Genomic DNA, 13,471 nt, shown 5'->3' on the forward strand with positions numbered 1-13,471 from the left:
TTGAAAAAATATAAAAATATTGATACACTATTGGTATGAAGGTAGGTTTTATAGGCTTTGGAAATCTTGGTTCAGCTATTGTAAGAAGAATGGCTTCTTTAGGTGTGGAGGTGATAGTTTACAACAGGACAAAATCAAAGGTAAAAGACTTTAAAGCGGTAGATCATCCATATGATCTTTTAGAAGAGGTGGATATTGTTTTTATAAACGTTTTTGACTCTTTTGCTTCAAGAGAGGTTGTCTTTGGAGAAAACGGTCTTGTAAAGGGAAATTTAAAAGATAAAACTATCGTAGATACCACCACAAACCACTACGCTTATGTAAAAGAAGCTTACGAGACGTTAAAAGGGCTTGGGGCTAAGTATCTTGATGCACCTGTGCTTGGTTCTGTGATACCTGCTACGAAGGGCGAGCTTATTATGCTCGTGGGGGGCGATGAGGATGTATTTAAAAGCGTTGAAGAGGTTTTAAAGCTTTTTACAAAAGAAAGAATGTATCTTGGACCAGTGCCAAACGGCACTTACGGAAAACTAATAAACAACATAGTACTTGGAGCTTTTATGGACGCTATAGCCCAAGCCATTGGCATTGGAGAAAGCGTTGGCCTTCCCAAAGATACTATTTTGAAGTTTTTAGAGATTGGAGCTGGAAACTCTTACATATTAAACGTTAAAAAACAAAAGCTTTTACAAGAGGATTTTTCTCCTCAGTTTTCTGTAAAGGCCATATATAAAGACCTTCATTATGTGCAAGACCTTCTTAAAGATTTTGGGCTTTTCTCTTTTAGCTTAGGAGCTGTTAAAGAGACTTATGGGCTTGCTATAAAATCAAACATGGAAGACCTTGATTTTTCAGCTATATATAATCTCTATAAGAAGAATTTATGATAAGTGCTTTAGGTAGGCATGTTGTTGTTAAAAGTCAAATACAGAGTTTAGATGATTCGGCGGATTTATATAGCTTAGTTTTTAATACGCTTCTTGGCCTTAGAAATATAAATATTGAAGATTTGGATGTAAAGTTGAAAAATATACCAAGTTTTGAGCTTTTACCAAACATAAACCAAGCCGTAGATAGACTTGTAAAAGCCATAAAATCTAAAGAAAGGATACTACTTTACGGGGATTACGATGTGGACGGGGTTACTTCTACTACCATCATGTACGATTTTTTAAAGCAAATAGGCGCCAACGTAGTACCGGTGCTTCCAAACAGAAACTCCGGCTATGGGCTTTCAAAAGAGCTTATAGATTTATTCTCAAAGTACTCTAACTTGGTGCTTACATTAGACAACGGTACCACAGCCGTTCATGAGATAAAATATGCAAAAGAAAAATACAATATGGATTTTATCATTTTAGACCATCATATGATAAATCACGGCGAAGACATGCCTGAGGCTATATTGGTAAATCCAAACTTAGAAGAAGACAACAAACTAAAAGGCCTATGCACAGCTGGGCTTTCCTTTTATATGGTGGGGGCTTTAAGAAGGGCTTTGGGTGTAGATTTTGATATAAAAAAATATCTTGATTTGGTGGCAGTAGGTACTGTGGCGGATGTGATGCCGATAAATTCATTAAACAGAGTCCTAATATCTAAAGGTCTTGAGCTTATAAACAAAATAAAAGATATGTCTTGGGATATGGCTACAGATTTTGGAAAAGCTGGTATGAAAGCCCTTATAAACTACATATCAAAAACCCAAAACGGAAATCAAAAGATAATCACCGCCAAAGATATAGGATTTTCAATAGCCCCAAGGATAAACGCCGCAGGTCGCATAAGAAAACCTCAAATAGCTTTGAAGCTTTTGGCGGAAAAAAACTATGAGAAAGCTAGAATATTAGCTGAAGACTTAAACAAGATAAACCAAGATAGAAGAAGAATATCAAACGAGATGTTTAAAGAGGCTTATAGTCTTGCTTCTCAATCCAACGATGATTTTGTGATACTTGGAAAACAAACATGGCATCATGGGGTTCTTGGAATTGTGGCTGGAAGACTTTCTAACAAGCTTAAAAAACCAACAGGTATATTTCACATCAACAACACTCATGCGGTGGGCTCTATAAGATCTGTGGAAGGTCTTGATGTTCATAAGCTTTTATCAAATTTAAGCTATATGTTTGATAAATGGGGAGGTCATGCTGGAGCAGCTGGGGTTACCATTAAAAAAGAATATTTTGATGCTTTTAGACAAAAGATAAACGATTTATTAAAAAGAGAGTCCTTTGAAGTGGATAGGGTTTTAGAGGTGGACATGGAACTTCCCCTAAGAAGCGTTGATAAACGTATTGAAGAAATAATAGAGAAGCTATCTCCATATGGTGAACTAAACCCAGAACCGATTTTTATATCTCAAGATATCACTATTTCTTCTATATCAAGCAAAGGCGTAGGGGTAAGGGTGAAGACTTTAGACAAAGACAAAGAGATAGAACTAAGCTGTTTTGAAGAGGAGCTTTTTGTAAAGCTAAGACCTGGTCAACGTTTAAAAGCCATATACAACATAGATTCTTACGGAATAAACATGATAGATGTGGTATTTTGTTGATATCTGATGGCTTCTGGTAATACCCACGATTTTTTAAACTTAGCAACGCTTCCTATCTTCCTTTACGGTGTGCCTCATGAGTATTTTTTATATTTTGGAAGTGCTTATGTGATTTCTACTATTTTGCTATCTCCAGATATAGACCTTCATCATTCAAAACCCTCAAAAAGATGGAAGATATTAAAGTGGTTTTGGCATCCATACCGTATTGTTTTTAAACATAGGGGTTTGTCGCACTTTCCTATAGTGGGTACTCTCTCTAGACTCTTATATGTTTTTGTCTTGGTGGTGTTTTTATACTTTGTTATAGTGGGTATTATGAGCTTTTCGCATTATTCTCATACTTTTATTAAAAGCTCAGATACTTTTTTTCAACATATAAAATATAGGATAAAAGAAGAAGATATATTTTGGTTTGTGATGGGTGCAGTGGTATCTGATATAGTGCATATCTTTTGGGATTTTGTGTTTTCTTTTTTAAAAAAGCTAAAAAAGTTTATAAAATGATTTAAAGGTTTTTAAGTTTAAAAAATTTTGATTTCAAAAGATTTTCAGCGTATTCTTTTTCCTCATTTGAATCGTAGGTAATACCAGAACCAGCGTAGTACGTAAAATATTTCGCATTTCCTACTATAGTCCTTATCAAAACACTTGAAACCATATTTTTACCTTTTAAAAGCAAAGCCACACCGCAATAATACCCTCTATCAAAAGGCTCTAGTGTTTTTATAAGATATGTGGCCATTTTCTTTGGAGCACCGCTTATGGAAGCCACTGGCAAGCATTGATTTATTATATTTATAGGCTTTTCCTTGGTTTTGCCAAATACTTCAGAATACATATGATAAAGGGTTTTGTGTTTTGATATGGCAAAAAGTTTTTTACAGCTGACATTGTTTGATATTTTGTTAAAATCGTTTCTCATAACATCTGTTATCATAAGATTTTCAGATATGTCTTTTTGACTTTTGATAAGTTCACATTTTCGTTTTGAAGTGCCCTTTATAGGTTTTGAAATTATGATATCTTTTTCTTTTTTTATAAAAAGCTCCATAGACCCACTTATTATATAAAAATCTTTATCTTTAAAGAAAAATCCAAAATCCACCGGCTGGTATCTGAAAAAATGCCAAAACAATGCTTCTTCTTTGGATAAAAGCTCAAAGTCAAACTTCATAGCTAAGTTTATTTGGTATATATCACCATTTTCTATATGTTTTTTGGCTTTTAGTAGCATATTTATATAATCTTGTTTTGGTGTCATATCAAGAAGTTTAAAACGAGATGTTGTGTAAATGGGTCTAAGCCTTACAAAAGAAGATATCTTTATATCTATTATTTTATCTTTTGAAAAGGGTATTATTAGAAAGTGTATATATTTGTCTTCTTCAAACTGATCTAAACTATCCAAATATATTATATCTTTTATATTTGCTTTGTAGAGTAATTTATTGTGCTTATTTAAAAAGCCAGAGGCTATTATGAGTTTTCTTTTTCTACCCATGAATTTAAATAATGCTCCAAATCTTGGTCTATTTTGTAGTTTATATGATCTATGTTTTTTATAGATTTTACACCGATTACAGAGTTTAATATAAAAGCTCTTTCAAACTCTTTTAGGTCTTTTGCTTTTATTGGTAAAAACTCTATATTTATATGGTCTTTTAGCGTTTGAAGGGTTATACCAAACAAAATACCGCTTTGAATATAAGGACTGTAGTATTTGCCATCTTTTTCAAATAGTATGTTTGAGCTTGAGCACTCTTGGATATCATCGTTTTCATTTAAAAATATCCCGTCAAAAAATCCCATCTCTTGGGCTTTTCTTTTTGCTAGTGTGTTTAGAAGGTAATTTGTGGTTTTGTGGTATATGGTTATATCTTTACTATGTCTTTTATAGGGTGAGATTGTTAGGCTTACTACAGATGGAATAGGTCCTTTTTCACGGTTTTTGATATAGACTTTGTAAGTTTTTGGCTTTTCATAGAAAATCTTAGTTTCATCATAAGCTACTAAAAGCTTTAAAACTGTGTTTTTGGTATATTGGTTTAATGTAGTTTTTATATTGTCTAGATCAAGTTCTATGTCAAATAGTTCTTTTGATGAGTTGTTTAATCGTTTTAGATGCCTTTCTAAGGACGGAGTATCGCCGTTGTATATGAAAGTTTCAAAAAGCCCCTGAGAGTATTGGATGTTGTTGTCCATAGTAAATTTAACCCCCGAGGGCGACCTACTTTCCCGTGCCGTTTGCCCAGCACAGTATCATCGGCGCAGAAGGGCTTAACTGCCGGGTTCGGAATGGATACCGGGTGTTTCCCCTTCGCTATTGCCCGCGGAGAATCTTGATTTTTAATTTTATAAGCTCAATAGGTTTGAGAAAGAAGAAGTTAGTGGGTATGCAAGTCGAACGAGCTATTAGTACCCTTTAGCTCCACCAATTGCTTGGCTTCCACTACAGGGCCTATCAACGTGGTCATCTTCCACGGCTCTTCAGGGAGTTCTTATCTTGAGGTGGACTTCGCGCTTAGATGCTTTCAGCGCTTATTCCGTAGAAGGATAGCTACTGGGCGCTACCACTGGAGTGATAACCCATACACCAGAGCCTTCCCTGTCCCGGTCCTCTCGTACTAAGGACAGACCCTCTCAAAACTCCTGCGCCCACGGCGGATAGGGACCGAACTGTCTCGCGACGTTCTGAACCCAGCTCGCGTCCCCCTTTAATGGGCGAACAGCCCAACCCTTGGAACCTGCTTCAGCTCCAGGATGGGGGGAGCCGACATCGAGGTACCAAACTTCGCCGTCGATAGGGGCTCTCGGGCGAAATTAGCCTGTTATCCCCGGAGTAGCTTTTATCCGCTGATCACATGCCCTTCCACTCGGAATGCATGTGGGTCACTAAGCCCCGCTTTCGCGTCTGCTCGACATGTCTGTCTCACAGTCAGGCACCCTTATGCCTTTGTACTCGATGGCGAATTTCCGACTCGCCTGAGGGTACCTTTGGACGCCTCCGTTACTCTTTAGGAGGCAGCCGCCCCAGCTAAACTGCCCGCCTGACACTGTCCCTTGCAAGGCTTACTTGCTAAGGTTAGAACTCTAACCTATCCAGGGTGGTATCTCACCGGTGGCTCCACCCCTCCCGAAAGAGGGGCTTCCTAGCCTCCCACCTATCCTGCGCAGGATAGGTCAAAGTCCAATGTCAGGTTACAGTGAAGCTTCACGGGGTCTTTCCGTCCTGCCGTGGGTAGCCGGTGTCTTGACCGGCATCACAATTTCATCGGGTCTCTCCTCGAGACAGCGTGGCACTCGTTGGACCATTCATGCAGGTCGGAACTTACCCGACAAGGAATTTCGCTACCTTAGGACCGTCATAGTTACGGCCGGCGTTTACCCGGGCTTCGATTTGGGGCTTGCACCCCGCCTCTTAACCTACGAGCACTGGCCAGGTTTCAGACCACATACGTCCTCTTTCGAGTTTGCGTAGTCCTGTGTTTTTGGTAAACAGTCGGCACCACCTGGTCTCTGCGACCCACGGAGGCCTTCGCCGAAAAACTACAACCTCCATGGGCACCCCTTCTTCCGAAGGTACGGGGTCAATTTGCCGAGTTCCTTGAGGAGAGTTCCCCCGACGCCTTAGGCTACTAACCCAGCCCACCTGTGTCGGTTTCCAGTACGGTCAGCTAAGCTTCAAAGGTTACGCCATTGTTTCTCGGTAGTGTAGCGTCAAGGCAATTACTTCATCAGCTCTCGGAGTATGAAGAGACGGATTTGCCTATCCCTTCCTCCTACTACCTTGAACCTGCATTCCATAGCAGGCTGCCTTTAGCTTCCTACGTCATGACTTAACCTCCACTTAGCTGGCACGGGAATGTTGACCCGTTTTCCATCGGCTACGCCTCATCGGCCTCACCTTAGGTACCGGCTAACTGGCGTATGATTTACATTGACGCCAAAACCTTGGGCTTCCGGCGGATAGATTTCTCATCTATCTTCGCTACTACTCATGCCAGGATCCTCACTTCCCTGTCGTCCATCATGCCTTACGGCTTTGACTTCAGCCAACAGGGAACGCTCTCCTACCACAGCTTAACGCTGTCCGTAGCTTCGGTACTGAGCTTAGCCCCGCTAAATTTTCGGCGCGAAACCCCAATAGGCCAGTGAGCTGTTACGCACTCTTTAAAGGATGGCTGCCTCTAAGCCAACCTCCTGGCTGTTTTAGGGGTTTCACATCCTTCCCCACTTAGCTCAGTTTAGGGACCTTAGCTGACGGTCTGGGTTCTTTCCCTCTCGTACCTGGAGCTTATCCCCCGGGTACTGACTGCCATGGACCGCTTTCTCCCCATTCGGAGTTTGGTAGGGTTCGGTACCCCTTTCGAGGCCCTAGCCCTTCCAGTGGCTCTACCTGAGAGAAGCTACCATGACGCTAGGCGTCGACCTATTTCGGAGAGAACGAGCTATCCCGGAACGCGATTGGCTTTTCACCGCTACCCACACCTCATCCAACGGTTTTGCAGCACCGACTGGTTCAGGCCTCCAGACAGTATTACCTGTCCTTCACCTTGGGCATGGGTAGATCGTTCCGCTTCGCGTCTGCCCCAAGCTACTTAACGCCCTATTCGGACTCGGTTTCCCTTCGGCTTCGTCTTGCGACTTAACCTTGCAGCTTAGGACAACTCCCTGGCTCATTTTGCAAAAGGCACGCAGTCGAGGCAAAAGCCTCTTCCACTGGGTTGTAGATCCTTGGTTTCAGGCTCTATTTCACTCCCCTTCCGGGGTTCTTTTCGCCTTTCCCTCGCGGTACTATGCGCTATCGGTCAGCTAGTAGTACTTAGCCTTGGAGAGTGGTCTCCCCAGATTCCTACCACCTTCCGCGGGGGCGGTAGTACTCGAGGACGCATCCGGAAGACTTTATGCTTTCGCATACAGGGCTTTCACCTTCTATGGCGCACTGTTCCAAGTGCTTCTGCTAGCATAAAGTTTTGTAACTTCCGCAAGACCTGGCAGAGTCTTGAAGATGCGCCTCACGACCCCTACAAAGCTAAGGCTGCCACCATGGCACTTTGTAGGTTTAGGCTAATCCCCGTTCGCTCGCCGCTACTTAGGGAGTCTCATTCGATTTCCTTTCCTGGGACTACTAGAAGGTTTTACTTCGTCCCGTGTGTGCCCCTTTCGGGTGCTATGGTATTACCCATAGCGGGTTGCCCCATTCGGAGATCCGGGCCTCAAAGGCTGTTTGCGCCTCCACCCGGCTTATCGCAGCTTACCACGTCCTTCATCCACTCTAGCTGCCAAGGCATCCACCAAGGACCCTTACTAACTTGCATACCCACTTTAATTACTTCTTCTCTCAAACCTATTCAGCTTATGAAGTATGAGCTTCTCCACGTTTTACACATGGAGATGGTGGGATTTGAACCCACGACATCCTGCTTGCAAAGCAGGCGCTCTCCCGCTGAGCTACATCCCCTTAATACGCATCCCTGATAATGGGCCTCACTGGATTTGAACCAGTGACCTTACCCTTATCAGGGGTACGCTCTAACCAAACTGAGCTAGAGGCCCTAAGGGTTAATAGCTCAATGAGAGGATAGCGTAGCAAGTGTTATCCGTTAAAAAAGGAGGTGATCCAGCCGCAGGTTCCCCTACGGCTACCTTGTTACGACTTCGCCCCAGTTACCGATGTTTTCATCGGCCTCTGCCTCCCTTGCGGGTTAGCTTGAGGACTTCCGAAAACACCAGCTTCCGTGGCGTGACGGGCGGTGTGTGCAAGGCCCGGGAACGTATTCACGGCGACATAGCTGATACGCCATTACTACCGATTCCGGCTTCATGAAGGTGAGTTTCAACCTTCAATTCGCACCACGACAAGGTTTGTGAGATTAGCTTGAGCTTGCACTCTCGCTACTCATTGTCCTTGCCACTGTAGCGCCTGTGTAGCCCAGGGCATAAAGGGCATACTGACCTGACGTCGTCCCCTCCTTCCTCCGGCTTGTCGCCGGCAGTCTCCTTATAGAGCACCTCATACGAGGAAGCAAATAAGGACAAGGGTTGCGCTCGTTGCGGGACTTAACCCAACATCTCACAACACGAGCTGACGACGGCCATGCACCACCTGTGGTAGGATTTCTCCCAAAAGGGAAACACGGCTATCTTTCGACAGCCTTTCCTACCATTTCAAACCCTGGTAAGGTTTTTCGGTTAGCATCGAATTAAACCAGACGCTCCACCGGTTGTGCGGGCCCCCGCCAATTCCTTTGAGTTTCAGGCTTGCGCCCGTACTCCCCAGGCGGGATGTTTAACGCGTTAGCTGGGGTGCAGCGAAGTTATCACTACACCTAACATCCATCGTTTACGGCTGGGACTACCCGGGTATCTAATCCGGTTTGCTCCCCCAGCTTTCGTCCATGACCGTCAGTACCGTCCCAGTAGGCCGCCTTCGCCACTGGTGTTCCTCCCGATATCTACGCATTTCACCGCTACACCGGGAATTCCGCCTACCTGAACAGGACTCAAGTAACGCAGTTCGGAATGCCTTGCCGAAGTTGAGCTTCGGGCTTTGACAATCCGCTTACGAAACCAGCTACGGACGCTTTACGCCCAGTAACATCGCGCAACGCTCGGGACCTACGTATTACCGCGGCTGCTGGCACGTAGTTAGCCGTCCCTTCCTCTGATGGTACCGTCAAGACTAGGAGGTATTAGCCCCTAGTCCCATCTTCCCATCTGACAGAGGTTTACACCCCGAAGGGCTTCTTCCCTCACGCGGCATTGCGGGGTCAGGCTTGCGCCCATTGCCCACGATTCCCCACTGCTGCCCCCCGTAGGGGTGCGGGCCGTGTCTCAGTCCCACTGTGGCTGATCATCCTCTAAGACCAGCTACCCGTCATTGGCTTGGTAGGCCATTACCCCACCAACTACCTGATAGGACGCGAACCCCTCTTTGAGCCGAAGCCTTTGACAGCCTCGCTTTCACCTTTTGCCTTAGTGACAAAAGGCAATATAGGGTATTAGCTATCCTTTCGGACAGTTATCCCCTTCTCAAAGGCAGGTTATTCACGCGTTACTCACCCGTTTGCCACTGAGAGTGAGTTGCCCCACTCTCCGTACGACTTGCATGTGTTAGGCATGCCGCCAGCGTTCGCGCTGAGCCAGGATCAAACTCTTCAAAGAATTTTATCCATGGCTTTTAATGTTAATAATGTTGCTACGCTATCCTCTTATTCAGCTATTGAAGTACGACCGTTGATAGCCAACTTTTTGAAGCTATCAACCAATTGAGAATATTAAGTATACAGAAATTTTTTCTTTTTGTCAAGAGGGTGTTATATGATGTGGGTTAGGTTTGGGTTATCTTAAAAGCATAGCATACTAAGGAAAAATATAATATATTTAAAATTATGAGTGAATTTGCAAGCATTGAAGAAGCTATAGAGGATATAAGAAACGGTAAGATGCTTATAGTGGTGGATGATCCCTCCAGAGAAAATGAGGGAGACCTTGTTATGGCTGCTGAATTTGTAACGCCAGAGGCTATAAATTTCATGGCTACCCACGGAAGAGGTCTTATATGCCTTACCTTGGAGGGAAAAAGGTGTGATGAACTTGACCTTCCTCCTATGGTAAGCATGAACACAGATCCAAAAGGAACTGCTTTTTGTGTATCTATAGATGCTCACCCTAAACACGGTACTACTACAGGTATATCGGCTTTTGATAGAGCTAAGACTATAAAACTTGCCATCAGTGAAGATGCTAAGCCATCAGATTTTATAAGACCAGGACACGTGTTTCCCATAAGAGCTAAGGAAGGTGGTGTTTTGGAAAGAGCTGGACATACAGAAGCTTCGGTAGACCTTGCAAAGCTTGCTGGCCTTTACCCAGCTGGAGTGATATGTGAGATTATGAATAAAGATGGTACAATGGCTAGATTGCCAGAACTTCAAACGTTTGCAAAGGCTTTTAATCTAAAAATTATTACTATTGAAGACCTTATAAAATATAGGTTAAGGAAAGATAGGACTATAGAAAGAGTTGCAAGCGCTACTTTGCCTACCGCTTACGGGCTTTTTAAAGTGCACGCTTATAGAAATAAACTAAACGGTGAAGAGCAAGTGGCTCTTACAATGGGAGAATGGAAAGAAGATGAACCGGTTTTGGTAAGAGTGCACTCTGAATGTCTTACCGGCGATGTATTTAGGTCTTTAAGATGCGATTGCAGGTCTCAACTTGAAGCTGCCCTTGAAGCTATAGCTAAAGAAGGCAAAGGTGTTTTGGTGTACTTAAAGGGTCATGAGGGAAGAGGTATTGGTATAGCAAACAAAATAAAGGCTTACGCTTTACAAGAACAGGGTTATGATACGGTAGAAGCCAACGAAAAGATAGGATTTCCAGCGGATTTGAGAGAGTATGGAACAGGCGTTCAAATACTTCTTGATTTGGGTGTTAGAAAGATAAGACTCTTAACCAACAATCCGCGTAAGATAGTGGCTCTTAAAGGATACGGCTTAGAAGTGGTGGAGCGGGTACCTATAGCTATAAATCCCAACGAATGCAATAGAGTTTATCTTGATACTAAGAAAAATAAGCTGGGTCATATGTTGTGAAGCATATTTTAAAAGCTGTTGCATTGTTTACTTTTGTAGCAGGTCTTAGTATATTCTATGTAATTTATAAGACTTTTAACAAATATACAATAGACGTTTTGTACAGGTTGAACTTTAGATACGTGCTTTTGGCTCTTCTTTTGAGCTTCTTGTATCAAACTTTTGATGTACTTAGGCTTTTTACCCTTTCAAAAGCCCTAAACGTGAGATACTCTATTTTTTACGGTTATATCATGTCTTTTATAAATACCTTTGCAGCTACAGTCACACCTCTTCACATAGGCGGAGAGCTAGCTAGTGTTTATATGTTAAAAAGAAGAGGTGTACACCTTCACAAAACTATGAGTATAGTCACTATGAAAACGTTTTCTGGTATGTTTTTTTTTATTTTGGCCTTTCCTATAACAGCTTTTTACCTTTATCAGAAGCCAAAGCTTGGTTTAGATGTTCTTAAGATTTTTCTAGTGTCCTTTGGTATCGGGCTTTTAATATATATAGGTGCTAAACTTTTTTTTAAAAGCAACATACTTAGCGACAAAAGAAAGCTAAACATAAAATATACACTAAGAAAATACGTAGCAACGTTGAGGATTTTTTTAAGAATTAAGAAAAGTAGTGTTTTTTTTGGCGTTTTTTTACTCTGTTATGCTCTATATAACATTTTTGAGTATAGCCCCAGTGCTTATAAAAGCTTTTGGAAAGAATGTGGATGTTCTAACTAGCATGCTGAGGCAGTTGGGGCTTTTGTATGGTATATACATGAGCCCTACTCCAGGGGGAGCTGGTGTAGGAGAAATAGGAGGACTCGAAGTGTTTAAAGGTTATCTTAGTTTATATGAACTGGGGCTTTTTGTAATACTTTGGAGGTTTGTAAGCCAGTATTTTTCAGCTTTTATAGGCTGGATATTGTTTCAAATAATACTTATAAAGGACAATGAAAAACAAACTTAGTTTTTATCTTGGTGTTGGGTTTTTATACTCTTTTGTCTGCTATTACTGGATTTTTTATACGCTTTATAAATTTGGTGAGATGAATATATTTTTGGTGGTTTTGCTTTTTTTTGTTTTTTTGGTGGGGGTTGATATACTTCAATTTGGAAGCGTTTACTTGTTTCAAAAGCTTTATAAATTTAACATTTACATGTTTCCAGTGTCGTGGATAAGTGTTGAATACCTAAGGGAGTTTTTGCCTTTTGATGGTTTTCCCTGGTATCCAGTGGGTACTTTGATAGTGCATGTACCTATTTTAAAGTACGCTTTGGCGTTTTTTGGTGTATATGGAGTGGGTCTTTTCTTACTTTATTTTCTTGTTAGTATTAAAAGCAAGAAACAATTTGTTTTTTCTATTGCTCTTACGATATTTTTAGCTATAATTTGTTATAATTACAAATCCTATGTTTATAGCTTTTACAAAGATAAACCCTCTATAAAAGTAGCTACGATACAGCCAAACATAGATGAGAACATAAAGCTAAACTATTATCAGTTTGAGAAAGAGTCGCTTGTTTACTTTCCTTTGATAAAAAAAGCTATATCAGAAAAAGCAGATCTTATAGTGCTTCCAGAATCTGCTTTTCCATTTTTGTACTCAGATTACAAAGATCCTGTAAGAGAGTTATTTATGTATTATACTTATTACAAACCTTTTGTGGTGGGACTTGTGGATATAAAATACAAAGGCAACAAGATACTTCCCACCAACAACGCCTACTCTTTTTATAAGGGTAACATGATAGACTACTATTCTAAAATAAAGCTTCTTCCCTTTGGTGAGTATATGCCTTATCCTTTTAAGTTTGCTAAAAAGCTTTTCGCTGCCATAAACGGTATAGATTTTGTACCTGGTAAAAGCATGAAACCTATAAACGTAATTGTTAATGGACACATCTATAAGGTAGCAACACCCATATGCTTTGAATTGGAATTTTCTTCTTATGTAAGAAAATTATCTTTGCACAGTGATTTTATTATAAATCTTACAAATGACGCTTGGTTTGGCCCTACATTGGAGCCTTATGAGCACAACGATCAAGCTATGGCAAGGGCAATTGAAAACGGAGAATACCTTATAAGGTCCAACAACTCTGGTATATCTGCAATAATATCTCCTCTTGGTTATGAAAAGACGCTTTCTTATGGAAAGAAAGGTGTTCGTGTGGGTTATGTAAAACCCTACAAACTAAAGACACCTTTTGATATGTTTGGCTATAAACCGCTTGTTTTTGTAATACTTGGTGTAAATATATTTTATTTTTACAAGTTTGGGGCTTTTAAAAAGAGACACTAAAAAATTTATGATAAAAATCTATGATTA

9 protein-coding genes, 2 tRNA genes and 3 rRNA genes are annotated in these 13,471 nt (G+C 41.4%); 7 read left to right on the top strand and 7 right to left on the bottom strand.

Annotated elements, in window-relative coordinates:
- The first annotated feature begins 35 nt into the window (after positions 1-35).
- The 3 genes from HYD3684_RS06635 to HYD3684_RS06645 are packed head-to-tail and all read left to right on the top strand — an operon-like array spanning position 36 to position 3,064.
- The gene (locus HYD3684_RS06635) at positions 36-887 is read left to right on the top strand and encodes an NAD(P)-dependent oxidoreductase (RefSeq protein WP_015419901.1); all 852 of its coding nucleotides are present in this window, start codon (positions 36-38) and stop codon (positions 885-887) included.
- Positions 884-2,557, top strand: coding sequence for a single-stranded-DNA-specific exonuclease RecJ (gene recJ / locus HYD3684_RS06640; protein ID WP_015419902.1), 1,674 nt, complete (start codon positions 884-886; stop codon positions 2,555-2,557). The genes HYD3684_RS06635 and recJ overlap by 4 nt, the downstream gene beginning before the upstream one ends.
- Positions 2,558-2,563: 6 nt before the next feature.
- Positions 2,564-3,064 carry a metal-binding protein gene (locus HYD3684_RS06645; RefSeq protein ID WP_015419903.1) on the top strand — a complete coding sequence of 167 codons (501 nt, stop codon included), beginning with the start codon at positions 2,564-2,566 and terminating at the stop codon, positions 3,062-3,064.
- 1 nt (position 3,065) lies between these two features.
- Here HYD3684_RS06645 and HYD3684_RS06650 read toward each other — a convergent pair whose 3' ends face one another.
- The 7 genes from HYD3684_RS06650 to HYD3684_RS06680 form a co-directional block, all read right to left on the bottom strand.
- Positions 3,066-4,061 (bottom strand): chorismate-binding protein, encoded by a 996-nt coding sequence (locus HYD3684_RS06650; protein ID WP_015419904.1) that lies wholly within the window; start codon positions 4,059-4,061, stop codon positions 3,066-3,068.
- The gene (locus HYD3684_RS06655; protein WP_015419905.1) at positions 4,037-4,762 is read right to left on the bottom strand and encodes an aminotransferase class IV; all 726 of its coding nucleotides are present in this window, start codon (positions 4,760-4,762) and stop codon (positions 4,037-4,039) included. The genes HYD3684_RS06650 and HYD3684_RS06655 overlap by 25 nt, the downstream gene beginning before the upstream one ends.
- 12 nt (positions 4,763-4,774) lie before the next feature.
- Positions 4,775-4,894 (bottom strand): 5S ribosomal RNA (rrf, locus tag HYD3684_RS06660).
- Positions 4,895-4,951: 57 nt separating this feature from the next.
- Positions 4,952-7,878, bottom strand: a 23S ribosomal RNA gene (locus HYD3684_RS06665).
- A 71-nt stretch (positions 7,879-7,949) separates the two neighbouring features.
- A tRNA-Ala gene (locus HYD3684_RS06670) sits at positions 7,950-8,021 on the bottom strand.
- Positions 8,022-8,041: 20 nt separating this feature from the next.
- A tRNA-Ile gene (locus HYD3684_RS06675) sits at positions 8,042-8,116 on the bottom strand.
- 52 nt (positions 8,117-8,168) lie between these two features.
- Positions 8,169-9,724, bottom strand: a 16S ribosomal RNA gene (locus HYD3684_RS06680).
- Together the 16S, 23S and 5S rRNA genes with 2 tRNA genes alongside form the textbook arrangement of a ribosomal RNA operon.
- Positions 9,725-9,951: 227 nt before the next feature.
- Between HYD3684_RS06680 and HYD3684_RS06685 the strand changes: the two genes are divergently transcribed.
- The 4 genes from HYD3684_RS06685 to lnt are packed head-to-tail and all read left to right on the top strand — an operon-like array spanning position 9,952 to position 13,444.
- Positions 9,952-11,157, top strand: a complete 1,206-nt coding sequence (locus HYD3684_RS06685; RefSeq protein WP_015419906.1) for a bifunctional 3,4-dihydroxy-2-butanone-4-phosphate synthase/GTP cyclohydrolase II — start codon at positions 9,952-9,954, stop codon at positions 11,155-11,157.
- Positions 11,154-11,879 (top strand): lysylphosphatidylglycerol synthase transmembrane domain-containing protein, encoded by a 726-nt coding sequence (locus HYD3684_RS06690; protein ID WP_051048521.1) that lies wholly within the window; start codon positions 11,154-11,156, stop codon positions 11,877-11,879. The genes HYD3684_RS06685 and HYD3684_RS06690 overlap by 4 nt, the downstream gene beginning before the upstream one ends.
- A complete protein-coding gene (locus HYD3684_RS08520; protein WP_148283943.1) occupies positions 11,803-12,108 on the top strand; it encodes a flippase-like domain-containing protein in 306 nt (101 codons plus the stop codon). The genes HYD3684_RS06690 and HYD3684_RS08520 overlap by 77 nt, the downstream gene beginning before the upstream one ends.
- The gene (gene lnt / locus HYD3684_RS06695) at positions 12,092-13,444 is read left to right on the top strand and encodes an apolipoprotein N-acyltransferase (protein ID WP_015419907.1); all 1,353 of its coding nucleotides are present in this window, start codon (positions 12,092-12,094) and stop codon (positions 13,442-13,444) included. The genes HYD3684_RS08520 and lnt overlap by 17 nt, the downstream gene beginning before the upstream one ends.
- Positions 13,445-13,471 lie beyond the last annotated feature (27 nt).

The organism is Hydrogenobaculum sp. 3684 (genome assembly GCF_000213785.1).
In the GTDB taxonomy this organism is placed as follows: domain Bacteria; phylum Aquificota; class Aquificia; order Aquificales; family Aquificaceae; genus Hydrogenobaculum.